The sequence below is a fragment of the Polaromonas sp. genome (assembly GCF_031411155.1).
Classification (GTDB): domain Bacteria; phylum Pseudomonadota; class Gammaproteobacteria; order Burkholderiales; family Burkholderiaceae_C; genus Polaromonas.
The window spans coordinates 1-26,540 of record NZ_JANOAL010000263.1 but is presented as its reverse complement, the minus strand read 5'-3'; the positions used below and the strand labels follow the sequence as shown (position 1 = coordinate 26,540).

General features: G+C 64.6%; 27 protein-coding genes. 12 read left to right on the top strand and 15 right to left on the bottom strand.

What is annotated here, in order from left to right:
• Positions 1 to 29: 29 nt before the first annotated feature.
• From RMO23_RS15715 to RMO23_RS15695, 5 genes are read right to left on the bottom strand one after another with little or no spacing between them, the layout of a single operon-like run.
• A complete protein-coding gene (locus RMO23_RS15715; protein ID WP_309683492.1) occupies positions 30 to 1,373 on the bottom strand; it encodes a tryptophan--tRNA ligase in 1,344 nt (447 codons plus the stop codon).
• A gap of 39 nt (positions 1,374 to 1,412) precedes the next feature.
• On the bottom strand, positions 1,413 to 2,081 hold the full coding sequence (locus RMO23_RS15710; RefSeq protein ID WP_309683488.1) for a site-2 protease family protein: 669 nt from the start codon (positions 2,079 to 2,081) through the stop codon (positions 1,413 to 1,415).
• Positions 2,082 to 2,103: 22 nt separating this feature from the next.
• Positions 2,104 to 2,739, bottom strand: a complete 636-nt coding sequence (locus tag RMO23_RS15705; RefSeq protein WP_309683486.1) for an L-threonylcarbamoyladenylate synthase — start codon at positions 2,737 to 2,739, stop codon at positions 2,104 to 2,106.
• A 34-nt stretch (positions 2,740 to 2,773) separates the two neighbouring features.
• Entirely contained in the window at positions 2,774 to 3,679 is a 906-nt protein-coding gene (locus RMO23_RS15700) for a DMT family transporter (RefSeq protein ID WP_309683483.1), read from the bottom strand.
• Entirely contained in the window at positions 3,679 to 4,539 is an 861-nt protein-coding gene (locus tag RMO23_RS15695) for a 3',5'-nucleoside bisphosphate phosphatase (protein ID WP_309683481.1), read from the bottom strand. The genes RMO23_RS15700 and RMO23_RS15695 overlap by 1 nt, the downstream gene beginning before the upstream one ends.
• A gap of 121 nt (positions 4,540 to 4,660) precedes the next feature.
• Here RMO23_RS15695 and RMO23_RS15690 point away from each other — a divergent pair, with 121 nt between their 5' ends.
• Complete coding sequence (locus tag RMO23_RS15690) at positions 4,661 to 5,329, top strand: glutathione S-transferase (protein WP_309683479.1); 669 nt, start codon at positions 4,661 to 4,663, stop codon at positions 5,327 to 5,329.
• A gap of 221 nt (positions 5,330 to 5,550) precedes the next feature.
• On the opposite strand, the gene recJ is transcribed toward RMO23_RS15690, so the two are convergent.
• Both recJ and RMO23_RS15680 read right to left on the bottom strand, forming a co-directional pair.
• A complete protein-coding gene (recJ, locus tag RMO23_RS15685; protein ID WP_309683477.1) occupies positions 5,551 to 7,353 on the bottom strand; it encodes a single-stranded-DNA-specific exonuclease RecJ in 1,803 nt (600 codons plus the stop codon).
• Between the two features lie 31 nt (positions 7,354 to 7,384).
• Positions 7,385 to 8,464 (bottom strand): hypothetical protein, encoded by a 1,080-nt coding sequence (locus tag RMO23_RS15680; protein ID WP_309683474.1) that lies wholly within the window; start codon positions 8,462 to 8,464, stop codon positions 7,385 to 7,387.
• 56 nt (positions 8,465 to 8,520) lie between these two features.
• Between RMO23_RS15680 and RMO23_RS15675 the strand changes: the two genes are divergently transcribed.
• The 8 genes from RMO23_RS15675 (at position 8,521) to RMO23_RS15640 (ending at position 15,780) form a co-directional block, all read left to right on the top strand.
• Positions 8,521 to 9,774 carry a lipoprotein-releasing ABC transporter permease subunit gene (locus RMO23_RS15675; protein ID WP_309683471.1) on the top strand — a complete coding sequence of 418 codons (1,254 nt, stop codon included), beginning with the start codon at positions 8,521 to 8,523 and terminating at the stop codon, positions 9,772 to 9,774.
• 161 nt (positions 9,775 to 9,935) lie between these two features.
• Positions 9,936 to 10,637, top strand: coding sequence for a lipoprotein-releasing ABC transporter ATP-binding protein LolD (lolD, locus tag RMO23_RS15670; protein ID WP_309683468.1), 702 nt, complete (start codon positions 9,936 to 9,938; stop codon positions 10,635 to 10,637).
• A gap of 94 nt (positions 10,638 to 10,731) precedes the next feature.
• Positions 10,732 to 11,454: a response regulator gene (locus RMO23_RS15665; RefSeq protein WP_309683466.1), complete on the top strand. Its 723-nt coding sequence runs from the start codon at positions 10,732 to 10,734 to the stop codon at positions 11,452 to 11,454.
• On the top strand, positions 11,451 to 12,830 hold the full coding sequence (locus tag RMO23_RS15660; RefSeq protein ID WP_309683463.1) for a HAMP domain-containing sensor histidine kinase: 1,380 nt from the start codon (positions 11,451 to 11,453) through the stop codon (positions 12,828 to 12,830). The genes RMO23_RS15665 and RMO23_RS15660 overlap by 4 nt, the downstream gene beginning before the upstream one ends.
• Positions 12,831 to 12,850: 20 nt before the next feature.
• The gene (locus tag RMO23_RS15655) at positions 12,851 to 13,165 is read left to right on the top strand and encodes a DnaJ domain-containing protein (protein ID WP_309683461.1); all 315 of its coding nucleotides are present in this window, start codon (positions 12,851 to 12,853) and stop codon (positions 13,163 to 13,165) included.
• Complete coding sequence (locus RMO23_RS15650) at positions 13,162 to 13,704, top strand: hypothetical protein (protein ID WP_309683458.1); 543 nt, start codon at positions 13,162 to 13,164, stop codon at positions 13,702 to 13,704. The genes RMO23_RS15655 and RMO23_RS15650 overlap by 4 nt, the downstream gene beginning before the upstream one ends.
• 21 nt (positions 13,705 to 13,725) lie before the next feature.
• Entirely contained in the window at positions 13,726 to 14,475 is a 750-nt protein-coding gene (locus RMO23_RS15645; protein ID WP_309683455.1) for a hypothetical protein, read from the top strand.
• A gap of 27 nt (positions 14,476 to 14,502) precedes the next feature.
• A complete protein-coding gene (locus RMO23_RS15640; RefSeq protein ID WP_309683453.1) occupies positions 14,503 to 15,780 on the top strand; it encodes a hypothetical protein in 1,278 nt (425 codons plus the stop codon).
• A 49-nt stretch (positions 15,781 to 15,829) separates the two neighbouring features.
• On the opposite strand, the gene RMO23_RS15635 is transcribed toward RMO23_RS15640, so the two are convergent.
• The 8 genes from RMO23_RS15635 to RMO23_RS15600 all read right to left on the bottom strand — a co-directional run bounded on the left by RMO23_RS15635 (position 15,830) and on the right by RMO23_RS15600 (position 24,226).
• Positions 15,830 to 16,870 carry a VWA domain-containing protein gene (locus RMO23_RS15635; RefSeq protein ID WP_309683451.1) on the bottom strand — a complete coding sequence of 347 codons (1,041 nt, stop codon included), beginning with the start codon at positions 16,868 to 16,870 and terminating at the stop codon, positions 15,830 to 15,832.
• Positions 16,871 to 16,904: 34 nt separating this feature from the next.
• A complete protein-coding gene (locus RMO23_RS15630; protein WP_309683449.1) occupies positions 16,905 to 17,891 on the bottom strand; it encodes a DUF58 domain-containing protein in 987 nt (328 codons plus the stop codon).
• Positions 17,872 to 18,903, bottom strand: a complete 1,032-nt coding sequence (locus RMO23_RS15625; protein ID WP_309683448.1) for a MoxR family ATPase — start codon at positions 18,901 to 18,903, stop codon at positions 17,872 to 17,874. Before RMO23_RS15625 ends, RMO23_RS15630 begins: the two co-directional genes overlap by 20 nt.
• A 20-nt stretch (positions 18,904 to 18,923) precedes the next feature.
• The gene (locus RMO23_RS15620) at positions 18,924 to 19,874 is read right to left on the bottom strand and encodes a trypsin-like peptidase domain-containing protein (RefSeq protein WP_309683447.1); all 951 of its coding nucleotides are present in this window, start codon (positions 19,872 to 19,874) and stop codon (positions 18,924 to 18,926) included.
• A gap of 160 nt (positions 19,875 to 20,034) precedes the next feature.
• On the bottom strand, positions 20,035 to 20,904 hold the full coding sequence (locus tag RMO23_RS15615; RefSeq protein ID WP_309683446.1) for an ABC transporter permease: 870 nt from the start codon (positions 20,902 to 20,904) through the stop codon (positions 20,035 to 20,037).
• Between the two features lie 151 nt (positions 20,905 to 21,055).
• Positions 21,056 to 21,898 carry an ABC transporter permease gene (locus RMO23_RS15610; protein WP_309683579.1) on the bottom strand — a complete coding sequence of 281 codons (843 nt, stop codon included), beginning with the start codon at positions 21,896 to 21,898 and terminating at the stop codon, positions 21,056 to 21,058.
• A gap of 70 nt (positions 21,899 to 21,968) precedes the next feature.
• The gene (locus tag RMO23_RS15605; protein WP_309683444.1) at positions 21,969 to 23,102 is read right to left on the bottom strand and encodes an ABC transporter ATP-binding protein; all 1,134 of its coding nucleotides are present in this window, start codon (positions 23,100 to 23,102) and stop codon (positions 21,969 to 21,971) included.
• 47 nt (positions 23,103 to 23,149) lie between these two features.
• Positions 23,150 to 24,226, bottom strand: coding sequence for an extracellular solute-binding protein (locus tag RMO23_RS15600; protein ID WP_309683442.1), 1,077 nt, complete (start codon positions 24,224 to 24,226; stop codon positions 23,150 to 23,152).
• Between the two features lie 157 nt (positions 24,227 to 24,383).
• Between RMO23_RS15600 and RMO23_RS15595 the strand changes: the two genes are divergently transcribed.
• From RMO23_RS15595 to RMO23_RS15585, 3 genes are all read left to right on the top strand, one after another.
• The gene (locus RMO23_RS15595; RefSeq protein ID WP_309683441.1) at positions 24,384 to 25,238 is read left to right on the top strand and encodes a TatD family hydrolase; all 855 of its coding nucleotides are present in this window, start codon (positions 24,384 to 24,386) and stop codon (positions 25,236 to 25,238) included.
• Positions 25,235 to 25,819: a DNA-deoxyinosine glycosylase gene (locus tag RMO23_RS15590; protein WP_309683439.1), complete on the top strand. Its 585-nt coding sequence runs from the start codon at positions 25,235 to 25,237 to the stop codon at positions 25,817 to 25,819. Before RMO23_RS15595 ends, RMO23_RS15590 begins: the two co-directional genes overlap by 4 nt.
• Positions 25,819 to 26,540, top strand: a 722-nt coding sequence (locus RMO23_RS15585) for a spermidine synthase (RefSeq protein WP_309683437.1), incomplete at its 3' end; no start/stop codon positions are given. The genes RMO23_RS15590 and RMO23_RS15585, both read left to right, overlap by 1 nt.

The following is a 26,540-nucleotide window of genomic DNA, read 5'->3' as shown; positions in this document are numbered from 1 at the left end:
CGTCGCCGGCCAAGCTGATGCGGGCCTAATCAGGGGCTGGGGTCTGTAAAGAACTTAAGCGCCACGGCCAGTTCGCTGTCGCCAATGCCCTGCGCGGCCTCAACCTGGCCCTGCAGCGAAGCCAGCGCGGCCGGGCCACCTTGCTGCAGCAGCTTGATGGTCTGCGCTGCATCCCTGGGGGAGTCAAAGCCCTGGCTTTGCAGCAACAAGCGGGCATCAGCGGCCAGCAGCTTGAAATAAAAGCGGCCATCGGCCTCGCGGTATTGCTTGAAGGCAGGGGCGGCGGTTTTGGCGGTCTTGTCTTTTTTGACCGTCGCCGGCGCGCCCAGCCGGCGCAGCCCGACCGCCTGCCGCAGCTCGGCCATGAAGGGGCTGGCCACTTGGCGGGCTTTTTGGGCGCCAGCCTGCAAGATGGCCTCGATCTGGTCAGGGTTGTCGATGAAGGCGTGGTAGCGCTCGCGCATCGGGGCCACTTCCTGGTCGATGCGCTCAAACAGCAGCTGTTTGGCATCACCCCAGCTGATGCCATCGGCATAGGCCTGGCGCAGTGCGCTGGTTTCTGCGGCGCTGGCAAAAGCCTGGTAAATCTGGAACAGCGCCGAGCCTTCGGCCTCTTTGGGCTCGCCGGGTGCGCGCGAGTCGGTCAGGATGCCGGCGATCAGCTTGCGCAACTGCTCGCGCGGCGCAAACAGCGGGATCGTGTTGTCGTAGCTCTTGCTCATTTTGCGGCCATCCAGGCCGGGCAGCAGGGCCACCGATTCTTCAATCACCGCCTCGGGCAGCACCAGATGCTCTCCGTACAGGTGATTGAAACGCTGCGCCATGTCGCGCGCCATCTCAATGTGCTGGATCTGGTCGCGACCGACCGGCACCTTGTGCGTCCTGAACATCAAAATGTCGGCGCCCATCAGCACCGGGTACATGAACAGGCCCGCCGTGACATCGGTATCGGGGTCGTGGCCGGCGGCCTCGTTTTTGTCGACCGAGGCCTTGTAGGCGTGGGCGCGGTTGAGCACGCCCTTGCCGGTGACGCAGGTCAGCAGCCAGGTCAGTTCGGGAATTTCGGGAATGTCGGACTGGCGGTAAAACATCACGCGCTCCGGGTCCAGCCCGGCGGCCAGCCAGCTGGCGGCGATCTCCAGCGTGGAGCGCTGGATGCGCGCGGGCTCATCGCACTTGATCAGCGCGTGGTAGTCGGCCAGGAAATAAAAACTCTGCACGCCGGGCAGGCGGCTGGCGGCCACCGAAGGGCGGATCGAGCCGACAAAGTTGCCCAGATGCGGTGTGCCGGTGGTGGTGATGCCGGTCAGAAAGCGCTGGGGAGAATCGGTGGAAGGGACTGCGGAGGATGCGGTGGAGGGTGCGGTGGTCATACAGAACAAACGGCCGATGGGGAATGAAAAGTGCGGGCCTCAGCGCAGCAGCGCCAGCAGGGGGGACATCAAGGTATTGATCAGGAAGTAGCCGAAGGTCATCAGCGGGCGCAGCCAGAGCGTGCCCACCACCCCGGCAATCACCAGGCCCATCACCACAAAAAAGCCCCAGGGCTCAATGCGTGCCAGCCACTGGGCCTGCTTCCAGGGCAGCAGGCCGACCAGGATGCGGCCGCCGTCCAGTGGCGGCAGCGGAAACAGGTTGAAGGCCCACATCACCAGATTCGTCAGAATGCCGGCCTGTGCCATCTTGATGAAGAAGGGCTCTTCGCTGCCCAGGCCGCCCAGCACCACCAGCAGCACGGCCCACAGCAGGGCCTGAACAAAATTGGAGGCGGGCCCGGCCAGCGCGACCCAGATCATGTCGCGCTTGGGGTTGCGCAGATTGCCGAAATTGACCGGAACCGGCTTGGCGTAGCCAAACAGAAAGGCCCCCGAAGTCGCAAAGTACAGCAGCAACGGCATCGCGATGGTGCCGATGGGGTCGATATGCTTGAGCGGGTTCAGCGTGATGCGGCCCTGCGCGTACGCCGTGTTGTCGCCAAAGTGGCGGGCCGCATAGCCGTGTGCCGCTTCATGCACGGTGATGGCAAACAGCACGGGCAGTGCATAAATGGCGACGGTTTGAATCAGGTTGGCGATGTCCATGGCCGGATTGTCTCAGACCCGCTTAAAGCCCCAGCCGGGCCAGGGCTCCGCGTCCCTGCCGGACCAGCACCGGCTCGCCGCCGTCGCCCATCGCGGTCAGGTCAATCACGGTGGTGGGCTGCTGGTGGCAGGCGCCGGCGTCGATCACGGCGGCCAGTTCGTGTTCCATCAGGCCCCGAATCGCCTGCGCATCGTTGAGCGGTTCTGTTTCGCCACGCGGAATCAGCGTGGTGGCCAGCAGCGGCGCGGCGTGCAGCTCCAGCAGCGCCTGCAACACCCTGTGCTCGGGCACGCGCAGGCCAATGGTCTTGCGCGACGGATGGCTCAGGCGGCGCGGCACTTCCTTGCTGGCCTCCAGAATGAAGGTGTAGGGCCCGGGGGTGGCCGCCTTGAGCAGGCGAAACTGCTTGTTGTCGACCCGCGCGTAGCTGGCCAGTTCGCTCAGGTCGCGGCACAGCAGGGTCAGGTGGTGCTTGTCATCAACACCGCGAATGCGGCGCAGGCTGTCGGCCGCGGCCTTGTCGTCCAGGTGGCAGACCAGCGCATAGCTGGAATCGGTGGGCACGGCCGCAATGCCGCCGCGCGCCAGCAGGCCCGCGGCCTGCTTGAGCAGGCGAAGCTGGGGGTTGTCGGGGTGAACTTCAAAAAACTGGGCCATGCGGGACGTCCTTTTGTTGCTCTCTTTTTTGACTTCAGGATTCGGGCGGCTGAATGGCCACCCGGCTCTCGCGCACCGCCAGCCAGGCGCCCGCGGCTCCGCAGACCGCAATGGCGGCAATGCCCAGCAGCGACCACTGGTCGGGCACATGCGAAAACGCCAGCCAGCCGCCCAGCATGGCAAAGCCAATCTGCGCATACAGGAAAGGGGTGAGGGTGGAAGCCGGCGCGCGGCCATAGGCCAGAATCATCATGAAATGCCCGGCCGTGCCCATCAGCCCCATGATGGCCAGGCCGGCCCACAGGGTCCACGAATCGAGCGCCGTCCAGACAAAGGGGAGGGCCAGCGAGGCGATCAGCGTGCCGACCCAACCGGTATAAAAATGCATGGTCAGAGGGTCTTCGGTGCGGGCCAGCCGGCTGGTCAGAATCTGGAACCACGAGTTGCAGATCACCAGCCCCAGCGGCAGCAGCAGCGTCCAGTCAAAGCTTTCATCGCCGGGCCGGATGATGACCAGGGTGCCGGCAAAGCCCCCCACCACCAGCGCCCAGCGCAGCCAGGACACGCGCTCGCCCAGGGTCAGCGCCGCCAGCAGGGTGATCACCAGCGGCGTGATCATCACAATCGCGGTGAACTCGCCCACCGGCATGTACCTGAGGCTGAAAAACGCCAACAGGCTGCTGCTCAGCAGCAGCACGCCGCGCAGGCACTGGAATTTGGGATGCGAGGTCCGCAGCACGGTCCGGCCCCGCAGGGGCAACACCGCCAGCGTGGTGGCAATGGCCTGAAAGGCGTAGCGAAACCACAGCGCCATCAGCGCCGGCACGCTCAGTGAAATGAGTTTGGTGGTGGTGTCCAGCACCGCCAGGCAGGCGACACCGGCAACCAGAAACGCGATGCCCGCCAGCGCGTGGGGAGCCGTTCTTGCAGCGCCGGGCATTACTGGATGCGGTCCGCCAGCAGATCCCACACCGGCGTCAGGTCACCCGGCAAAAATGGCAGCGTACCGAGATCAATGCGGCTTTCGTCGGGGCTGTGAAAGTCACTGCCGCGCGAGGCGGCCAGGCCAAATTCCTTGGCGGTTTCGGCGTACTTCACATACTCCTGCGCCGTGTGGCTGCCCGTGACGACTTCGACCGCCTGACCGCCGTGCGCCTTGAACTCGGTGAACAGCGCGTACTCTTCGTTGGGCGTGAACTTGTAGCGGCCCGGGTGGGCAATCACCGCAACGCCTTGCGCCTGCGTGATCCAGGTTACGGCGTCATGCAGGCTGGCCCAGCGGTGCTCGACATAGCCGGGCTTGCCCTCGGTCAGGTATTTGCGAAAGACTTCATGGGTCTCGCTGCACACGCCAGATTCGACCAGAAAGCGGGCAAAGTGGGTGCGCGACATCAGCTCCGGGTTGCCGACAAACTTGCGCGCGCCTTCAAAGGCGCCCTTGATGCCGACCTTGGCCAGGCCCTCGGCCATTTCCATGGCCCGTTGCTCACGCCCGCCGCGGGTCTGGCGCAAGCCCTGTTGCAGGGCGGCATCGTCGGCGTCAAAACCCAGGCCCACGATATGCACGGTCTCGCCCGCAAAGGTGACCGAGATTTCGGCGCCGGTGAGGTAGCGCAGGCCCTGCGCCCTGGCGGCGGCGGCGGCGCGCTGCTGGCCGCCGATTTCGTCGTGATCCGTCAGGGCCCACAACTCGACCCCGTTGGTCTTGGCGCGCTCGGCCAGCGCTTCCGGAGTCAGGGTGCCATCGGAGACCACCGAGTGGCAATGCAGGTCGGCATTGAGGATGTTGGTAGGGGTCACCGGGTCATTTTAGGCGCTCTGCCCCGCGCTCGTGCCGGGGCCGCGACATAGCCACAGGTTTTTGCCGGGTCTGCCCGCATCGCCTACCATGCCTGACCCAAGCCAATTACCGGAGTCGCCCATGATCACGCTGCACCACCTCAACAACTCACGCTCACAGCGCATCATCTGGCTGCTCGAAGAGCTGGGGCTGGACTACGACATCAAACGCTACCAGCGCAATGCCAAGACCATGCTGGCCCCGCCCGAGTTGCGCGCGGTGCACCCGCTGGGCAAGTCGCCGGTCATTACCGATGGCGATCTCACACTCGCGGAGTCGGGCGCCATCATCGACTACCTGATCGAGCGCTATGGCGCCGGTCGGCTGGCACCGCCTGCGGGCACGCCGGCGCGCCTGCGCTACAGCTACTGGCTGCACTATGCCGAAGGCTCGGCCATGACGCCGCTGCTGCTCAAGCTGGTGTTCGACACGGTGGAAAAATCACCGATGCCGTTCTTTGTCAAACCGATTGCCAAAGGAATTGCCGCCAAGGTCAGGCAGTCCTATATCGAACCGCAAATCCGGCAGCACCTGGACTACCTTGAAATGGAGCTGGGCAAAAGTGGCTGGTTTGCCGGGGACGCGTTCAGCGGCGCCGATGTGCAACTGAGTTTTCCGCTGGAAGCGGCCGCCGCGCGTGGCGGGCTCGATGAGAGCCGGCCGCGCTTGATGGATTTTTTGCGCCGCATCCACGCCCGGCCCGCCTACCAGCGGGCGCTGGAGCGGGGCGGCGACTATTCGGTGATGTAGCCGGAGGGACTTAACGGAAGCCGAAATACGACAGCACGACGCCGATGATGACGACCAGGCCGACAATGTAGATGATGGAATTCATGGTGTCCTCTTGAGGAATGGTTGAAAGCGTCACCATGGCGCCTTCTGTGCCTTGATTCTGGCGCTGGCCCCAGGGCGCTGCTGTAGGCGACCTGCCTCAAGGCGCGTCGTCCGGAACGCTTTTCAAATTCGGGGCGCTACAGTTCCGCCGCCTCCACCAGAAACCGCACCCGCCTGACGCCCTGCCATTCATCGGCATCGAGCCGGAAGGCCAGCTTGACGCGGGCCGGTAGCGGCTCGGTGTGACCAAACCAGATGCCATCGACCGGCTGGCCCTGGTGCTTGAGCTTCAGTGCCAGGTGTTTTTCACCGACCAGCCGCTGCGATACCACCTCGACTTCCTCGCTGAAGGTGGGGGCGGCAAAGCCCTGGCCCCAGACTTCCCGGTGCAGCGTGTCGACCAGGTCGGCACGCCGGTATTCGGGGGCCAGCGGGCCGTCGGTGTCGAGGCGGCGCGTCAAGGTGGCGGCGTCCAGCCATTCGTGGGCAACTTGCTGCAGCGCTTGCTCGAACACCTCGAACTGTTCTTCGGCTATGGTGCAGCCCGCCGCCATGGCATGACCGCCAAAGCGCAGCAGCACGCCGGGGCAGCGCTTGGCCACCAGGTCCAGCGCATCGCGCAAATGAAAGCCCGGAATCGAGCGGCCCGAGCCCTTGAGTTCATGCTCTTTGCCGGGCGCCTGGCTGGCGGCAAAGACAAAGGTGGGCCGGTGCAGCTTGTCCTTGATGCGCGAGGCCACGATGCCGACCACGCCTTCATGAAAATCAGGGTCAAAGATGGCGATGGCCGGCGGTGGCGCCTCATCCTCGTCAATCATCGCGTCGGCCGCCAGTTGTGCCTGCTCGCGCATGCCGGCTTCAATGTCACGCCGTTCGCGGTTGATGCCGTCCAGCATGCTGGCCAGCTCGCCGGCACGCGCCGCGTCGTCGGTCAGCAGGCATTCGATGCCCAGCGTCATGTCCGACAGGCGGCCGGCGGCGTTGATGCGCGGGCCTAGGGCAAAGCCAAAGTCAAAGGTGGTGGCGACCTTGGCCTGGCGGCCTGCGGCGGTAAACAGGCTGGCCAGCCCCGCCGGCAAATGGCCCGCGCGTATGCGTTTGAGGCCCTGGGCGACGAGCCGGCGGTTGTTGGCGTCTAGCCTGACGACGTCGGCCACGGTGCCCAATGCGACCAAAGGCAGCAGCGTATCGAGCTTGGGTTGCGGATTGACCCCCACGCTTGCCACTTCGTGTGCTGCCCTGCCCCCCGCGGGGGCTGTCCCGCCTTGGGGCGGCCCGGCGGCGGGACGTCCGAAAACACCGCGCTCACGCAGTTCGGCGCGCAGCGCCAGCAGCACATAAAACATCACGCCCACGCCGGCGATGGATTTGCTGTCGAAACTGCAATCGGGCTGGTTCGGGTTGACGATCACGTCGGCGCCGGGCAGCACCACCTGCCCGTCTTTCAGCGCGGGCAGGTGGTGGTCGGTCACCAGCACCTGCATGCCCAGTGCCTTGGCGCGCGCCACGCCGTCCAGGCTGGCGATGCCGTTGTCCACCGTCACCAGCAGCTCGGCGCCCAGCGCCTTGACGCGCTCGGCGATCGGTGCGGTCAGGCCGTAGCCGTCAATCACCCGGTCGGGCACGAGGTAGCAGACATTTTGCGCACCCAGCAGGCGCAGACCGCGCAGCGCCACGGCGCAGGCGGTAGCGCCGTCGCAGTCGTAATCGGCCACCACACAGATTTTTTGGCCGGCGGCCATGGCATCGGCCAGCAGCCGGGCCGCCTGCTGCGCGCCCAGCAGCGAGGCCGGCGGCAACAGCTTGCCCAGCCCGTCGTCGAGTTCGTCCATGCTGTGAACGCCGCGCGCTGCATACAACTGAGCCAGCAAAGGATGAATGCCGGCCTGCTGCAGCGCCCAGACGCTGCGCGGCGGCACGTCGCGTACCTGTATTTTCATGATGTGATGCAGTTCTGTATTGCTATGATTTTCATAGCTGTTCGCGCATGTTCCATATGGGCTGGGGGCCAAAAAGACTGGTAATTCGGCTAAAAAGACCGGTTTTCCGGCTGTCCAGGGTTTGCGCGCCGCGCTCACCGCACAGCGTGAGCCGCACCGGCTCTCCGGCGCGCTGGCGCTGCAGCAGGCTGGCGATTTCCCCGGCATCAAGCCGGGCCCAGGCCTCGCTGTAAGCGGCCCAGTCGTCCGCAAACACGGCCTGGGCCAGGCTGCGCGGCACGCTGATTTCGGGGCTGGCAGCGGCCTGAACGCCCGGAAGGGCGCCCGTGCCGCTGAGCCAGAACGAGTTGACCGGCAATTGCCGCCGTGCCGCCCGTTCGTCGTTGAGCGGATGCGTATAAAGCAGCATCTGCATTTCGTTTTGCAGCCTGCGCATTCTGGCCCCCACGCTTTTCACTTCGTGTAATTCGTTGCCCCCCGAGGAGGCTAATTTTCCTTGGGGCGGCCCGGCGGAAAATTTTCCGGCTGCCGCTGTCTTCGTGTCAGGCAGCCAGGCATCCACATTGCGGCCCAGCACCCGGTCCAGCGAGGCGGTCGGCAAGTGCCGAAACGGCTCGCCCTCGGCCAGCCAGCGCCCCGGCTGCAGGTCATGCAGGGTGATGCCGTCGGTTTCAAAGTAGGGCTGCATGGCGGTCAGCAGGGTGCGGGACTCCTCCCCGGTCAGGGCCAGCGCGGCCGGGTCGGTCAGCGTGGCGTGTTCGCGGCCCATGGCCCAGTGGCAGGGCGTGACCCAGGCCCAGCCCTTGCTGCCGTCAGCCTGCAACTGCGCGGCGGCTTCGTGGGCGGCCCAGGGAATCAGGCCGTCGGGCGTATCCGCGCCGGCCAGGCCCAGCGCCCTGGCCAGCGCCCGTTCATGCGGCGGCGACAGCGAGTGTTCATCGCCGGTGTCGGTATGCACCGGGGCCATGCCGCGCAGCAGCTGGCCCAGGTTGCGGGTGCTGGCGGGCGGCAGCGCCTTCATGCTGGCCAGCCAGGCGGGCGCGCTGCAGACGGCAAACGGAATCAGCAGGTGCTGGGCTGCGGCGGGCTGGACGGGTGAAAGGGCGGGCATGGGGCTATTGTCCGGGATGGCCTGGGCTGCGGCGCGGGATGCCACAATTGCCCTCTATGCAAATTCCTTACGAGCTGATTCTGGGCTGGCGCTACACCCGCGCCGGCCGCGCCACCCGGCGCAACGGCTTTATTTCCTTTATTTCGGGCGTGTCCATGCTGGGCATTGCGCTGGGCGTGGCGGCGCTGATCATTGTGCTGAGCGTGATGAACGGCTTTCAGAAGGAGGTGCGCGACCGCATGCTGGGCGTGATCTCGCACATCGAGGTGTTCGCGCCCAACGGCGCGGCCCTGTCCGACCCGCAAAAAACCCTGGCCGAGATCAAGGCCAACCCCAATGTCGTCGGTGCCGCCACCTTTATTGCGGCCCAGGCCCTGCTGGCGCGCGGCGAAGACATGAAGGGCACGCTGGTGCGCGGCATTGACCCGGCGCTGGAAGGGCAGGTGACCGACCTGGCGGCGGCATCCACCGCCACGCTGGCCAGGCTGGTCCCCGGCGAGTTTGGCGTGGTGCTGGGCGGCGAGCTGGCGCGCGCCATGGGCGTGCGCGAGGGCGACAGCGTGACCCTGATTGCGCCTAGCGGCCAGGTGACCCCGGCCGGGGTGGTGCCGCGCCTGAAGCAAATGACGGTGGTGGGCACCTTTGACTCGGGCCATTTTGAGTACGACTCGGCGCTGGTCATGCTGCATCAGGACGATGCGGCCCGGATTTTCCGGCTGGAAGGGCCGACCGGCATCCGCGTCAAGCTCAAGGACCTGCACCAGGCCCGCGAGGTCGCCATGGAGCTGGCAAAAACCCTGAGCGGCGATTTGCTGATACGCGACTGGACGCGGCAGAACAAGACCTGGTTTGCCGCCGTGCAGCTGGAAAAACGCATGATGTTCATCATCCTGACGCTGATCGTGGCGGTGGCGGCCTTTAACCTGGTCAGCACGCTGGTGATGACGGTGACCGACAAGCGCGCCGACATCGCCATTTTGCGCACCCTGGGCGCCAGCCCGAAAAGCATCATGAAAATCTTCATGGTGCAGGGCGCGCTGGTCGGCGTCATCGGCACGCTGTCGGGGCTGCTGCTGGGCCTGGGCATCGCGCTGAACATCGACGTGATCGTGCCGGCGCTGGAGCGGCTGCTGAACGCCAGCTTCTTGCCCAAGGACATCTACCTGATCAGCCGCATGCCGAGCGACCCGCAGTACGTGGACATCATGCCGATTGTGGTGATTTCGCTGGTGCTGGCGTTTCTGGCCACCATTTACCCCAGCTGGCGCGCCAGCCGTGTCAATCCGGCGGAGGCGCTGCGTTATGAGTGATGTGGCCCCCACGCTTGTCGCTTCGCGTACTGCGCTGCCCCCCGGGGGGGCCGCTGCGCCTGCGGCCCGGCAAAGCCGGTTCCGCGGCCCCTGCTGGCTAAAGAGGACGCCCGACCGTCGGATCTGGGCAAGGATTTATCACTATATGAGGCTCTTTGAGTATGCACGCTAACACTAGCGCCGCTGAGGTCGTGCTGCGTGCCAGCGGCCTGACCAAGCGCTTTCACGAAGGCCGGATCGACCTGACCGTGCTGCGTGGTGTCGACCTGCAGGTGCATGCCGGCCAAACGCTGGCGATTGTCGGCGCCTCGGGTTCGGGCAAAAGCACCTTGCTGCATTTGATGGGCGGGCTGGACGCGCCGACCAGCGGCCAGGTGGTGCTCAAGGGGCAAGCCCTTTCCAGCCTGTCGCCGGCGCAGCAGGGCGACTTGCGCAACCGGCGCCTCGGTTTTGTCTACCAGTTTCACCATCTGCTGCCCGAGTTCAGCGCGCTCGACAATGTTGCCATGCCGCTATGGATTCGGCGCATGGCCCCCGCAGAATGTGCGCGGATTGCTACTAAAATGCTAGCGAGCGTGGGCCTGCAGGAGCGTCTTCACCACCGCCCGGCCGAGCTCTCGGGCGGCGAACGCCAGCGCGTGGCGATTGCCCGCGCGCTGGTGACCCAGCCCGCCTGTGTGCTGGCCGACGAGCCCACCGGCAACCTGGACCGCAGCACCGCCAATGGCGTGTTTGAGCTGATGCTGCAACTGGCGCGCGAGCAGGGCACGGCCTTCATCATGGTGACCCATGATGAGTCGCTGGCAACGCGCTGCGGGCGGCGCTTCCGGCTGGTGGAGGGGCGCCTGTCGCAGTGGGGTTGATACGGGTAAGCGCAGCGCTCGGTTCGGCGTACGCTTCGCACATCGACGGGGCTTTTATTCAGCTTGAGATCAACACGGCGGAGGCAATAGGGCCATGCGAATTCTGGTGGTTGAAGACGATGTGGGCATTGCGCGCGGGCTGCGCCTGAACCTGAAGCAGTGCGGCTATGCGGTGGATGTGTGCGACGGGGTCGAGTCGGCCTGGTCCGCGCTGCACCTGGAGACCTTCGATCTGGTGCTGCTGGATCTGGGCCTGAGCGACGGCGACGGCGCCGACCTGCTCAAGCGCTTGCGGCAAAACACCCGCGGCGCGCACCCGCTGCCCGATCCGCTGACGCCGGTGCTGATTCTGACGGCACGCGACCAGGTGGCCGACCGGATCCTTGGCCTGGACACCGGTGCCGATGACTACCTGATCAAGCCTTTTGACGCCGATGAGTTGCAGGCGCGCATGCGCGCCCTGCTGCGCCGCTCCGCAGGCCGCGCCCATCCGCTGCTGCGACACGGCGATATCGTCGTCGACCCGGCGGCCCGCAGCGTGCACCGTGGCGGGCAACCGGTCGATGTGTCGCCGCGTGAATTCGTGATCCTGATGCAGTTGCTGGAGTCGCGCGGCAAGGTGCTGTCGCGCCAGCAACTGGAGTCGCGGCTGTACAGCTGGCACGGTTCGGTCGAGAGCAATGCGGTGGAAGTCCATGTGCACCACCTGCGGCGCAAGTTTGGCGACGGCGTGATCCAGACCATGCGCGGGGTCGGTTACTTCATTGCCAGGGCCGCAGCGGGAGATGAGGGAGCGGAGGGAGACGCCGCGCCATGAAAGCGAGGTCCAGGCAGCCCACGCTCACGCTGCGGCTGCTGCTGCTGGTGCTCGGCTCCCTGGTTGGCGTGTGGCTGAGTTTCGTGACCATCGCGTTCCAGGTCAGTCAGTCCGAGTCGGAAGAGCTGACCGACGGGCAACTGGCCAGCGTGGTGGCCTTGCTGCTGAACGAAAAACACCCCGACTACGGCAACGGCGGGGCGGCGGACCGCGGCATCGGCCTGCTTAAATCCCGCTATCACGACTACCAGCAGAGCTTGACCGTCGTCGCCTGGGATTCAGCCGGGCGGCGCATCACCTCGATCGGGGATGCGCCCGTCCCCGACTTTGATGGCAAAAGCGGATTCGCGGATCTGCACATCGGCACGCCCACGGCCGACACCCACTGGCGCAGTTTTTCGCAATGGGACGACGGTCACACCCGCAAGGTCATGGCCATGCTCAACATGAGCGATCGCGACCGGGTGGCCGACGAGTTCGCCCAGGAAATGATTTTGCCCGGGCTGGCCGTTCTTCCGGTGGTTGCGCTGGCGCTGTGGCTGGCGATCCGGCGCGGACTGCGGCCGCTCTACCAGCTGTCCGATGACGTGGCCCGGCTTGACGTGGGCCGCAGCGAGCGCCTGCCCGAGCGCCAGGCCCTGCGCGAGTTTGATTCCGTGACCATGTCCATCAATAGCCTGATTGTCAGCCAGGCGGCCACGCTGGCGCGCGAGCGGCAACTGGCCAGCGAGGTGGCGCACGAGTTGCGCACCCCGCTGTCGTCGATCACGCTGCATGCCAAATCGCTGCGCAGCGAGCTGCCAGCCCAGGAGCGCGAGCAGGCGTTGATCCAGATCGAAACCGATGCCTTGCGGGCCGGGCATGTGCTGACCCAGCTGCTGGCGCTGGCGCGGGCCAGCCGGGCCGAACTCGATGCGGCTGCGGTCCAGGTGGACCTGGCGACCCTGGCCCGGCATGTGGTGTCCGAGTACGCGCAGGCCGCCTGGAGCAGCGGTCACGAGCTGGCGCTGGGCGGGGTACAAGGTTTGTGGCTCCGGGGGCATCCGGTGCTGATCGAGCTGGGCCTGCGCAATCTGGTGGAAAACGCCTTGCGCCACACCCCGCCCGGCACGGTGGTGGAGGTGCAGACGGGCAGCGAGGGCCATGAGGTCTGGCTGCAGGTCTGCGACAGCGGCGGCCCCCCGGGTTCTGCGCGTCAGCCGGAGCGCCGGGTCAAACCGCACGATGCCCTGGGGCTGGGTCACAAGATCGTCGAGAGGGTGGCCGAGGTTCATGGCGGACGGTTTGAGTGCTTGCCGCCGGCTGGCGATGCGCCAGTCTGGGCCAGCCGCTACCGATTGACCTTCAAGGGCACGGTCGATACCGACCCACGGTAAAATCACGGGTTGTGCCACGCATGACCGATCACTACACCACCCTCGGACTCAGCAGCGCTGCCACGCTGGCCGAGGTCAAAACAGCCTTTCGCCAGAAGGCGTCCTCCCTGCACCCCGACAAAAACCCGGCCGCCGATGCCGCCGGGCGCTTTCGGGCGGTGCAGGCCGCTTATGACGTGCTCTCGGATGCGGACAAGCGCCAGGCCTATGACGAGAATCGGCGCCGCAACCTGCTCGACAGTCCGATCGATACGGCGCGCGAGATCTGGGAAAACTACTTCAACCAGCTGCTTTCCGACAAAAGCCTTCACGACATGAAAAATCCGGTTCAATGAGCATCACCCCCTTCTTTCTCGAGCTGCGCTCGGCTTACCAGGCTGAAATGGACGACCTGAGGTTTGATTCGGAGGGACGGGATGTGTTGCGGCAGCGGCTGGCCGACAAACGCGGGGAAATCGGCTTTCTGGTCCACATGATGGAGCTGAGCCCCGAGATGGTGGCGGTGATATTCCATCAGGGCTTTGAGTTTCGCTTGCCCGGCCTGATGGAGGACCTGCTCAGCCGGGAAGCGCATGAGTTTCCAGAATGGAGCAGCCTGGCCGACGGCATCGACTTGACCCCGTGGGCCCATGATCTGGCCCAGCTGGTGCTCAAGGCGCCCGGCGGCGAGTGGTTTTTGACCGTGGCGGCGGGTCTTGAGTACCTGCTGGGCAGAGCGGGCGCAGTGAGCGCAGGCCAACAGGACGGTGACGATTTGGATGACGACGGGCCGGATGCGTTTGATGAGGAAGACGACGACAGTGGGGATTCCCAGGCCCGGAAGGAAGCCGGCGACGACTGGCTGGCAGCGCAGGGCTTTGACCGAAAAGACTAACCGTTTTCAAACTGAATTTTTATGAACCACCTTGCGCTGATCGCAAAAACCCAAACCCTGATTGCCGCCGGTGACATCGTGGGCGCCGAATCGGCGCTGGTTGAACTGGCCGACGCCGAGGGCGACGCGGCGCTGATGGTGGTGCTGGACCTGCTGCCGCCCAAAGACATCCTGGCGGTGATCCGCGAATACGACAACTCCAGGGAGTCGGTGGTCAACCTGCTGGTCACGCCCGAGCAGTTTGCGCGCGCGGTGGTGATAGAAAAGCAGTACAAGGACCTGACCCGCACCCACTTGCGCGGCATGGTCAACTCGGTCATCTTCAGGGAAGACGCGGATCCGCTGGAATTTTTGCATGCCATCGGCGACCTGGAGGGGGGCAGCGAAGCGCTGGCCGACTATTTCACCGAAAAATGGAGCCGGATCGAATCCTTTGCCCGGACCGGCACTTTTGATGCGATGGCAGACACGGGCGAGTTGCTGTCCAAAACCGCGCTGCAGGCCTCGGCCTATGTAAAGCCTGTCGTCGAACAGGACGAAATTGCCGACCGCGACTGGATGGAACTGGCCTGGCTGCTGCGCCACCAGTGCCCGGACCTGTTTATCGAGATGCTGAGCGTGCTGCGCGCCAAGGCGCGGGCCCACGATCTGGGCGAGGCCGAGGACGAGGAAGACATCGAGGAGGACGATGGCAAGGTCGAGACCGGCGATACCGATAGAGGCAAGGCCACCCCGGCCGCGCGCGATTCGGACGAGGAATCGGCGATTTAGCCGCCGGCCTCAAGCATTCCGTTCACGATGCCACTGAAACCGCCAGTGCCGCAGGCGTCCGTGTCGCTCTATGACGCGCGCCCGTTCTTCGAGAAAGCGTTGCAGTACGGTGTGCAAAACCGCATCATCGACCGGCAAAAGCTGGAGACCATCTGCGCGGACGCGCCCAAGGGCATGGTGCAAATCGCGCGCTACTTTGGCAACGAGTTTTTGCGCCCGGACCTCGAGAAAGCCAGAGGCCGCATGGTGAATCTGGTCAGCCTTTACCTTGAAAGCAGCAGCGGCGGCGACCTGCGTCGGGCCGCCGAAGCGTTGCGCGACCATTCGTTTTTGTCCCGCTCCAAGGGTGGGTCGGGCATGCTCAAGGCCCTGCTGGCCCTGCCCGAGAGCAGCAGCTTTGACACCGGCGCGTCCCTGGATAACGCTGCCGGCGACGACGGCCCGGTCAGGGGGCTGGCCGAGTGGTCGCTCAGGAGCCTGGCCGATTACCAGGCTGAACTCGCCCGGCGCAGCCCGAGAAAGCTGGAGAAGGACGCCGCCATCTGGCTGGCCGAACATATGGGCATGGAGGCGGCAGAACTCGAAGAAGCCCACACCCACGCCGAGGCGGTGATCCGCACGGCGCTGCTGGCTTTGACCGCCAAACGCAGCGAGTTGCCCGACTGGGTTGCGTTTGAAAAAATGGTGACGGCGCTGCGCAGAAAATACGGCCCGGCCAAAGCGGGTGACAAGGCGTTGAATTTTTCTGTCGTGGTCCCTGAAACGCTGCCCCACGCGTTCCATGCGGTGGTGCAGGCTTTGCGGCAATCGGTGATTTCTGACCTGCCCAAAATCATCGACAGTGCCTTGCCCGCCAGAGCGCTGTTTGCCAAAGACCGCGATGCGCAGACGCCGCCCCTGTTTGGCCGCTATTTCTGGCTCGAGGACATCGCCAGCGAAATCGATCACCATGACCGCGCCGTCTCGAAAGCCTGGAATAAAGTGACCGCGGGAAACAGCGATGACGGCTCACTGCTCACGCTGTTTGTGTGCGTGGCGGCCGGCGTGACACCCAAAACGCTGCTGACCGAAAAAAGCGCAGCCAGCCTGGTTCGAAAGGTTCAGAAATCGGGGGCGGCCCAGGGGTTCAATCCTGATCTTGCCCATCAGTACATCCTGAACCATGCGCCGGTGCAGTATCAGGACGACTATGCCCAGTTGTGGGCAGACTTTGTGGCCGAGGCGCGGCACACGCTGCAAAGCGATGCGGTCTTCGCGCATGAAGATGCGCTGGCCTTGCTGCGGCGCGAGTGCAATGTGAAGTAACGGTGGTTATTGAAGCCATCGCCGGCAACGGCGGGTCAACGACTCCGGCTTAAAGAATCCGGTTGAACCAGGCCAGCGACAAGCCGGCCGACAGCAAGGCCAGCGCGGCCGCCGCCAATGCCATCAAGCCCGAGATTTCCGTCTCTTTTTTCTCCACCGTGAGCCGCGAGCTGAGGGTCTCATAGACCTTTTTCAGGTCTGCTGCGGTGCCTGCGTAAAAGTACTCGGCCTGGGTCTTGCTGGCGATGCCCTTGAGGGTTTCTTCGTCCAGCCGCACGCGCATCGACCAGCCTTCAAAGCCTATGGTTTCACCATCCACCGTGCCAATGCCCACGGTATAGACGCGCACGCCGCGGTCGGCGGCGATCTTGGCGGCTTCCAGGGAGTCGACCCCCGTGGTGCGCTGGCCATCGGTCAGCAGGATGATGGCCGCCGAGTTGTAGGAACCTGGCGCCACCGGCGTGAATTCCTTCTTCTCCTTTCTCTCCTCGTCGATGGCGAAGCCGCGCTGGCGTTCGCGGCCGTTTTGCAGCGACTGCAGGTCGATGCCGGCATCCGGAAACAGGGTGGCCAGCGACATCACAATGCCATTGCCAATGGCCGTGCCGCGCTGCAGCTGAAAGCGGTCAATGGCCGAGACCAGGTCTTCGCGGTTGACCGTGGGAATCTGCGCCACCTGGGCCGAGCCGGCGAAGGCGACGATGCCGACCTTGACGGTGCGCGGGAGTTCGGCCAGAAATGCCTTGGCCGCCGTTTGTGCGGCCACGATACGGCTGGGCAGCACGTCGGTCGCGCGCATGCTGCCCGACACATCGATGGCCAGCATGATGGTCTGCTGGTTGGACGGCAGCGTGATGACCGCCGTGGGCCTGGCGGCCGCCACCAGCATCAGGGCCAGGGCCAGCAGAAAAAGAACGGGTGGAATGTGGCGCCTGACGCTTTGGCCCACCCCCATGGCCTCCTTGACGATGGACAGCGAGGCATAACGCAGCGCCATTTTTTTCTTGCGGCGCAGCAGCCAGAGGTACAGCAGCACCAGCAGCGGCAAGGCCAGCAACAGCCAGAGAAATTGGGGCCAGAGAAAAAACATGAAAGTTCCTTGGGCGCAGTGAGTTTGGCTGGCTTCAGGCGGCCTGCTGCAAATGGGCGGGTGGCTTGCTGCCCGATGGGGTGCCCCCCGACAAGCGGCTGCGGCGTTTTCGCAGATCGGTAAACCGCATCAGCGCATCGACCAGCGCGCCATCGGTCGAGAGCTCCAGCGTGTCCACGCCAGCCCGCGCCAGCGCCTGCCGCAGTTCGGCTTCGCGCTGGGCGGCAATGCGGGCAAAGCGCCTGCGAAAGCCGGCGTCATGGGTGTCAACCAGCAATTGTTCGCCGGTTTCCGCATCGCGTATGGGGATCAGGCCCAAATCGGGCAGCTCCAGCTCCAGCGGGTCGAGCAGGCGCACCGCGACCACTTCATGCCGCTGGGCCAGCAAGCCCAGGGGCTTTTCCCAGCCGGGCTCGCTGATGAAATCGGACACCACGAACAGGGTGGAGCGCCGCCTCACCAGGTTGGCGGCGGATTCAAGCAATTCGTGCAGGCGGGTGGTTCCCTTGCCGCCGGTGTCCTGAGCCTGAGGCCGGTTTTGCAGGGTGTGCAGCAGTTGCAGCACATGCTGGCGGCCGCCACGCGCCGGTATCACGGCGTCTACCCCCGACCCATACAGCATGGCGCCCACGCGATTGCCGTGCCGGGTCAAAACCCGCGCCAGAACAGCGACAAATTCGGCCGACACGTGACGCTTGCGCTGTTCGGTCGAGCCAAAATCCACCGACGGGCTCAGGTCCAGCAAGAACCAGGCACTCATTTCGCGGTCTTCGGTGAACACGCGTACATGCGGCTGCTGCAGGCGCGCCGTCACGTTCCAGTCAATATGGCGCACATCGTCGTGGTGCTGGTATTCGCGCAAATCCGCCAAGTCCATGCCGGTGCCGCGCAGCAAGGTGCGGTAGTCGCCCTGCAGCAGCCCGTCCAGACGCCGCAGCACGGTCCATTCGAGCCGACGCAGCAACTGCTCTGCGCCGGCCGAAGGCGTTTTGCTCGGAGGTTCAGGCGGCGAGTTTCTCATGCTCAAGCGGCTTGGCGGGTGGCGGAATTTTGGTCATGATCTTGCCAATCACGGCGTCGGCGGAAAGCCCTTCGGAAAGGGCTTCATAAGACAGCACCAGCCGGTGCCGCAGCACGTCCGGCACCAGGTCGGTCATGTCTTCGGGCAGGGCATAGCTGCGGCCACGCAACATGGCCAGCGCCCGGGCGCCTTCGGCCAGGTTGATGGTGGCGCGCGGGCTGGCGCCAAAGGTGATGAAGCGTGACAGGTCCTTCAGGCCGTGCCGGTCCGGGTTGCGGGTGGCCGATACCAGCCGGACCGCATACTGCACCAGGGAAGGATCGATATAAATGCGTCGGCATTCGGCCTGTAGCGCGGCCAGTTGCTCGGTGGTGGCCACGGCTGACACCGCCACCGCAGGGCCGGTCACGCGCTGCACAATCACAAACTCTTCCTCGTCGCTGGGATAGTCGACCAGCACCTTCATCATGAAGCGGTCTACCTGCGCTTCGGGCAGCGGGTAGGTGCCCTCGGTTTCAATCGGGTTTTGCGTCGCCATCACCAGAAAAGGCTCGGGCACTTTGTGACTGACACCGGCGATGGTGACCTGTCGCTCCTGCATCACCTCCAGCAGCGCGCTCTGCACCTTGGCGGGGGCTCGATTGATTTCATCTGCCAGCAACAGGTTGGTAAACACCGGCCCGAGAGAGGTGCTGAACTCACCGGTCTTCTGGTTGTAAATACGGGTGCCCACCAGATCGGCCGGTACCAGGTCGGGCGTGAACTGGATGCGCTTGAACTGCCCGCGCACGGTGTTGGCCAGGGTCTTGATGGTTAGCGTCTTGGCCAGACCGGGTACACCTTCCACCAGCAAATGGCCTTGTGCCAGCATGGCGACCATGACGCGCTCCAGAAAGCGGTCCTGGCCCACCACCACGCGTTTGACCTCGTAGAGGATTTGCTCCATCAACTGCGCGGTGTCGTGGGTGGGCGATGAATGGGTCTGAAAGGGGTCAGGGGTAGGCGATTCCATGCGATTCCTGTAATGGTGAGTCAGAAGGGAGGCATGCCCGCCGCCGAGGCGGCGTTTTCAATCGGCACCGCGAAACCGATGCCAACAAAGGTGCGCTGTTCATTGGGGTTGTAAATGGCGGTCACGATGCCAATGACCTCGCCGTCCATGGTGACCAGCGGGCCGCCAGAGTTGCCGGGGTTGGCGGCAGCGTCGAACTGGATCAGGTTGGTCATCAGCTGCTTGCCCTCGGGCGAGCGGAAGTTGCGCTTAAGCCCGGAAATCACCCCGGCCGACGCCGACGGGCCGATGCCGAAAGGAAAGCCGACGGCCATGACCTGGTCACCGGGCGCCAGGTCGGCGGTCGAGCGCATGGTGGCGGCAATCATGTCGTCGGGGATTTTGTGGGCCTGCAAGACTGCCAGATCGTTTTCGGGCTGCACCCCGGTGATGGACGCCGTGGTTTCCAGGCCGTCGGCAAAGGTGATCCTGATGGTTTCGGCGCCCTGCACCACGTGCAGGTTGGTCAGAATGATGCCCTTGTCAATAATCACCACACCGGTACCCACGCTACGCTCGTTTTCTTCCTTGCCGTCCTTGTCTTTGCCCGTGCTTTTGCCCAGCCCGACCACGCGCACCACCGAGGGGCTGATGGTTTGATAGGCCTTGGCCGCGGGCGACGGCAATACGTTGGTTTCCAGGGTTTTCAGGACCGCCGCATTGATGTCGGCCTGGGTCAGCTTGCGCACCGGCTGGTGTGGCGACAGGGCAAAACTGAAGGCCAGCAACAGCGCCAGCATACCCACGACAGACCAGAGCAGGTAGACGTTGTGCGGGGACAGGTGGCTTAGGAGGCGGGAGATTCGGGAGGGCCCGGCAGGATGGCCTGCTGTGGACTCCGGCGACGCGAAAACGGCTGCGTCCGGGGAGTCACTTTCCCGGCGATCAGGCCGGGCGCTGCTGGAACTACTGTAAAGGGAAGGCCTTCGCATCCGTTCACCTGTGAAGAAAGGTCAAAACCGGCTGGAGCAACGAGGGAAAATCGCCCGGGCAACAGCTGCACCGTATCACGATTTGTGCATCCTTGCACGCCTATTCGAGGGCCGCTGAAAGCGGCTGTAACAGGCGGATTTTTTGGCTCCCAGCCGGTGTTCAGGCCGACGTGCCGGGAGCCGGTTTGCGCAGCAGGGCCAGCGCCAGCGCGGCCGACGCCACCATCAGGAACAGGCTGACGGCATTGAGCACCGGTGTGGCGCCTTCCCGCATGCGCCCATACATCGTGACGGTGAGCGGCGCGTCCGAGCCCACCAGCATCAGCGTGGTGTTGAAGTTCTCGAACGACATCAGAAACGATATCGCGGCAGCCCCGATCAATGCCGGTTTGAGCGCGGGCAGGGTGATGGTGGCAAACACCGCGGCGCGCGTTGCGCCCAGGTTGTAGGCGGCCTCTTCCAGGGTGATGTCAAAGCGCTTGAGGCGCGCGCTGATGATCAGGGTGGCGATGGACACGATGTAGGAAAACTGGCCCAGCACCACCAGCGGCAATCCGGGCCGCAGGAAGTCGAGTTCAAGCCCCCACAGGTCGTCGGCAAGCTGCGCCAGCCGGCTGGCAAAGGCCAGAATTGAAATGCCCAGAATCACCCCCGGAATCACCAGCGGGGCCAGCATCAGCAGGGACAGTGCCTGTTTGCCTGGAAACCGGCTGCGCTCAATCAGAAAAGCGTTGGTCGTGCCCACCAGCACCGCCAGCAGCGTGACCCAGCAAGCCACCACTACACTGGTCCAGACGCTGGCCAGCAGCGGGCCGTCGGCAAACAGGCCGGTGCGGCCGGTTTGTGCCTGGCGGCTCCCCAAAAACCAGTCGAGCGTGAAGCCGCGCCAGGGCGGTGCGGGGTAGGGCGCGTCATTGAAGGCAAATACCGCCACCACCACCAGCGGCAGAAACAGGAAGGCGAAAAAAGCCAGGCCATACACCACGGTACCGGCACGCAGCCAGGTCGGGCGGGGTAGCGACGCAATCATCCGATGATTCCCCTGAGTGACACCCACCCGCAGTGTTGGCGCACGCGGTGATATGCAAATGACATCGCGGAGCCGGCTTTGCCGGGCCGCAGGTGCCGCCCCCTGCAAGGGGGGAGGCGGCTACACGAAGTGAGTCCGCAACGGGAGTGTGTCATGTTTTTTTCATCACTTCGCCGAACTTCTGGCCCGTGAGCTTGAGGCCCAGCCAGACGATGGCGGTGGACAGCCCGAGCAGCAAAAAGCCGAACGCGGCACCCTGTTCCCAGTTGAAACGGGTAATGAACTGGGTGTAAATCTGTTCGGTAAACCACAGTGAATTCTTGCCGCCCAGCAAGGTCGGGGTCAGGTAATTGCCCAAGGTCAGCATGAACACCACGATGCAGCCCGCCAGCATGCCGGGGGCCGCGTGGGGAATCACAATCTGGCGCAGGATGGAAGGGCCTTTGCCGCCCAGGTCATAGGCGGCTTCAATCAGGCTGTCGTCCAGGCTTTCGAGCGCGCTGATCAGCGGCACCACCATGAACAGCATGGAGGTATAGACCAGACCCACCAGAATCGTCGCATCGCGGTACAGCAGCTCCACCGGCGCTGCCGTGATGCCCAACCGCACCAACAGGGCGGGCAGCACGCCGGACTCGCGCAGCAGGATCATCCAGCCCAGCGTGCGCACGGTTTCGCTGACCCAGAAGGGGATCAGGCACAGTACCAGCAGCAAGGACTGGACGCGGCCACGCACCAGCTTGGCAATTGTCCAGGCGATGGGAAAGGCCAGCACCAGCGTGATCAGGGTCGCCAGAATGGACATGACGGCCGTGCGCACAAAGGTGTGCCAATACAGCGGTTCCTCAATAAAGGTGCGGTATTGCGCCAAGCTGGGCTGGTACTGCCGGGGTGCGATGCGCTCGCGCAGGGACAGCACGGCCAGGTCGATGTGCGGCAGCACAATCAGGCCTACCAGCCAGATCAGGGCGGGCGCCAGCAGCAGCCACAGCATGAGCCGGGCCGGGCCGGTGTGATGCGCAGGATCGATCGCGCGCGCTGGGCCTGGCACGGCAGCGACGACGTCAGCCGGCATGGTCGCCGCCGCCCCTGGCCGCAAAGCAGACGGCGTGCTGCGGGTCAAAGCCAAAGGCCACGGTTTCACCGATGCGCAAGTCGGCAAAGCGACCCGTCTGCGGCAAGGCAATGCGAAATTCCGTGCGGGTGAGGGCCTCCCGCAGCAGCACGGCCGAGTTGGCGCCGTCGAACAGCAGGCTTTCCACCTGGCCGGAGGCAATGAGGTGGCTGGAGGGGTTGAGCGGCAGTTCGGCCGGGCTGCGTGCCAGGCTGATGGCTTCGGGCCGCACGAAGGCCTCGGCAACCTGGCCCGCGCTGAGGCCGCCCATGGAGCGGGCGCGCATCGTCAGGCCCTGGCCGGTGGTCAGTGTTGCAATGCTGCCTTCGCCTGACGCGCCCACGTCGCTGGCGCGGCCCGCCAGCCGGTTGTTGGCACCGACAAAGCCGGCCACAAACGGCGTTTGGGGCTGGTAATAGAGCTGCTGCGGGGTGCCCACCTGCTCAAAGCTGCCGGCGTTCATGACTGCCACCCGGTCCGACAGCACCAGCGCTTCCGACTGGTCGTGCGTGATGTAGACAAAGGTGGTGCCAAAGTCGGCCTGCAACTGCTTGAGCTCAATCTTCATGTGCTCGCGCAGCTTGAGGTCCAGCGCGCCCAGCGGTTCGTCAAGCAGCAGCAAGGTCGGCTCCAGCACCAGGCTGCGCGCAATGGCGACCCGCTGTCTTTGCCCGCCCGAGAGTTGATCGACGCGTTTGTCCTGCATGCCGGGAAGGCTGACCCGATCCAGCATGGCGGCGACGCGTCTGGCGATGTCGGCACGCGGCAGGCCGCGCCGGGCCAGACCGTAACCGACGTTTTCGCCGACCGACATCATTGGAAACAGCGCCAGATGCTGGAACACCATGTTGACCGGCCGTTGGTTGGGGGCCACCCCGTTCATGGGCTTGCCGCCAATCTGGATTTGCCCGGTGTCGGGCGTCAGAAACCCGGCAATCATGCGCAGCAAAGTGGTCTTGCCGCAGCCCGATGGACCCAGGATGGAGAAAAAACTGCCCCGCTCGACCGTGAAGGACAAGTCCCTGACGGCGGGCTGGCCAGCGTACTGTTTACCGACGTGTTCGGCTTCGAGGTCGACTGGCACCGTTGGCGCGTCGTGTGCAGTGTGGTTGTGCCGACGGCGTGACGGCGTTACTGCGCGGCCTTGATGCGGTCCAGCACCCGGCCTTCAATGTCCTCGATGCCGGCCGGAACCGACGGATACCATTTGACGTTTTTCAGCGCGGCTTCCGGGAAGCTGGCCGCGAACTGGGCCTTGAGCTTGGCGTCCATCAGCTGGTCAGCACCCTTGGCGGCGGTGAAGTTGCCGGCAGAGCCTGCCACCTTGGCGGCTACCTCGGGGCGCATGTTGAAGTTGATCCAGGCATAGGCGGCGGCGTCATTGCGGCCCTTGGCCGGAATGGCAAAGGTGTCGATCCAGCCGAGCGCGCCCGACTTGGGGGCAATGTACTGGATTTCGGGTTTCTCGCTGTTGAGCTTCCAGCCGCCTGTGTCCCACATCATGGCACCCACCACCTCGCCGGCGCGCATGCCGTTGAGCAGCTGGTCCTTGTTGTCCCAGTAAAACTTGATGTTGCTCTTGCAGGCGATCATGGTCTTGCCCACGTCGTCCATCAATGCGCCATAGGCTTTCGGGTCGTTGTACAGCGCAAACGGGTCTTTGCCGGCGGCAAACGCAAAGGCCAGCAGGGTGGGGCGCTTCAGGCGAACGGCGGTCTTGCCCTTGACGTCGGCCTTGCACAGGTCGGGGTAGTCGCCCATCTTGGCCAACTGGGTGTTGACCACCAGGCCGTCAGTGCCCCAGATGTGCGGCAGGCCATAGACTTTGCCGGCCAGCGTGGTGTTTTTCTTGGTGGCGTCGAGCATGGCCGGGATGAACAGCTCGGTCTTGACCTTGCTCAAATCCATGGGTTTGTAGATGCCGAACTCCTGCTGCGGGCCCGTGATGCGGTCCTGCGAGGGCTGGGCCAGATCAAAGCCGGCACCCCCGGTCGCGCGCAGCTTGGAGATCATCTCCTCGTTGTTCGACAGGGTGATCTCGACCTCAATGCCGGTTTCCTTCTTGAACTGCGCCACCACATCGGCGGGCACGTAGTCGGCCCAGGTAATCAGCCGCAGTTTTTGCTCCTGCGCCCAGGCGGTGTTGAGCAGACTGGAAGCCAGCAGACCGGCGGCCAGCATGAGGCGCATCAGGCGGGATTTTTTCATGTGATTTTCCTGGTTGATGAAGCAATAATCTGTCGCAAACAGACGGCAGCGACGCCGAAAAAGCATAGCCTGTACCTGTTTCATTTTTGTGTCAATATCATCTGCACCTATACCCGCGCTTCGGCTTTTGCGGCGTGCCTCACCTCTTTTTGTAGCCATGACCTTCTGGATTGACACCCACTGCCACCTCGACGCCGGGGAGTTTTTGCCCGACGTGGCCGCCGTCCGGGCACGGGCGTCCGCCCGGCAGGTTGGCCATTGCGTGCTGCCCGCCGTGGCGGTGAGCAACTTCGCGGCGGTGCGCCTGCTGGCGCACGAGTTTTCGGACAGCTACGCGCTGGGCATCCATCCGCTGTGTGTGCCCGAAGCCCAGGACGCCGACCTGCAGGCGCTCGACGCGGAGCTGGCGCTCAGAAAGGCCGACCCGCGACTGGTGGCGGTGGGCGAAATCGGGCTGGACTATTTTGTGCCGGCGCTGGTGCAAAGCCCGATGCGCGAGCGCCAGGAATACTTTTACCGCGAGCAGCTCAAGCTGGCGCGCAAGCACGGCCTGCCGGTCATCCTGCATGTGCGGCGATCGGCCGACAAGCTGCTCAAACACCTGCGCGAGCTGGCACCCCAACACGCCGCGGGCGGCTGGCTCGGCATTGCCCATGCGTTTAACGGCAGCCAGCAGCAGGCCATGGAATTCGTCAAGCTCGGTTTCAAGCTCGGTTTTGGCGGCGCTGTCACCTTTGAGCCGGCCCGGCAATTGAGGCGGCTGGCGGCCCAGCTGCCGCTGCAGGCGCTGGTGATGGAGACCGATTCGCCGGACATTCCCCCGCATTGGGTCTATACGACCGCGGCGCAGCGGGCCGAGGGCCAGGCGCAGGGCCGCAATGAGCCCGGTGAGCTGCCGCGCATTGCGCAGCAGGTCGCCAGCCTGCGCGGCATCCCGGTCGACACGCTGGCCAGCGCCACCACCGCCAATGCGCGGGACGCGCTGCCCCGGCTCAAGGTGCTGTTGCCGTGACGGGCGCGGTCCTGACCGGCCTGCCGCCGCTGGTCTCCGGCCAGACGCGTCTGCTGATACTGGGCAGTTTTCCCGGCGCGGCATCGCTGGCGGCCCGGCAGTACTATGGCCACCCGCAGAACCAGTTCTGGAAGATTTTGCAGGCCATTTGGCCCGATAGCCCAGATATTATGGGGGCTGACAGCTATCAAATTCGTAGCGAGTGGCTGCTCTCTAAAGGGCTGGGGGTGTGGGATGTGTACGCGGCGTGCGAACGCGAGGGCAGCCTGGACAGCAGGATCCGTCGTCCGGTGGTGAATGACTTCTCGCTCTTGCGGCATCGGTGCCCTCAGTTGCAGGCCATTGCCCACAACGGCGGCGAAAGCTTCAGGCATGCAAAATTCGTGATGCTTGCCCTGAGCGCCGCCGGGCCGCCCCAAGGCGCGAAGGCCCCTTCGGGGAGCAGCGCAGCGCGCGAAGCGGCAAGCGTGGTGCCTCAGTTTTACCGTTTGCCCTCCACCAGCCCGGCCAACGCGTCCTGGTCTTTTGAGCGCAAACTTGGCGTCTGGCGCGGCGTATTTGAAACCCATGGATTGATTTGATGACGAGAAAAGACACAGCGACAAGCACCCCCGTTTTACCCGAGGTCAACTTTTCCGACTACGGCAATGTGCGCTTCTTGCACCTGGGAACCGAATGGGTGCAGGGCTCCATGCTGGTGGATGCGCCGTTTGACATCGAGCTGGAGTATGTGCAGCGCATGATGGCGGGCTTGCTGTTCATGGACGCAACCATGGTGTCCAAAAAGCACGCCATGCAGCTGGGTCTGGGGTCGGCGGCGCTGACCAAGTTCTGCTACAAAAAGCTGCGCATGAAAACCACGGCCATCGAAATCAACCCGCAAGTCGTGGCCGCCTGCCGGATCTGGTTCAAGCTGCCGCGCGATGACCTGCGGCTGCAGGTCATTGAGGCCGATGCGGCCGCCGAGATACAGAAGCCTCAACACCAGGGCCGCGTCGATCTGCTGCATGTTGATTTGTACGACCACGAAGCCGCCGCGCCGGTGCTCGACAGCGCCGATTTTTATGTCCACTGCCACGACCTGCTGGCCGAGGACGGCGTGATGACGGTCAATCTTTTTGGCCGGGATTCGAGCTACGAAAAGTCGCTGGCAAAAATCGCCGAAGCCTTTGGCCCGCAGGCGGTCTGGGCTTTCCGGCCGACGCGCGAGGGCAACACCGTGGTGCTGGCCCAGCGCGAGCCGACGCGGCCGGACCGGACCGAGTTGCTGCTGCGCGCCGGCACCGTTGAATCGCGCTGGGA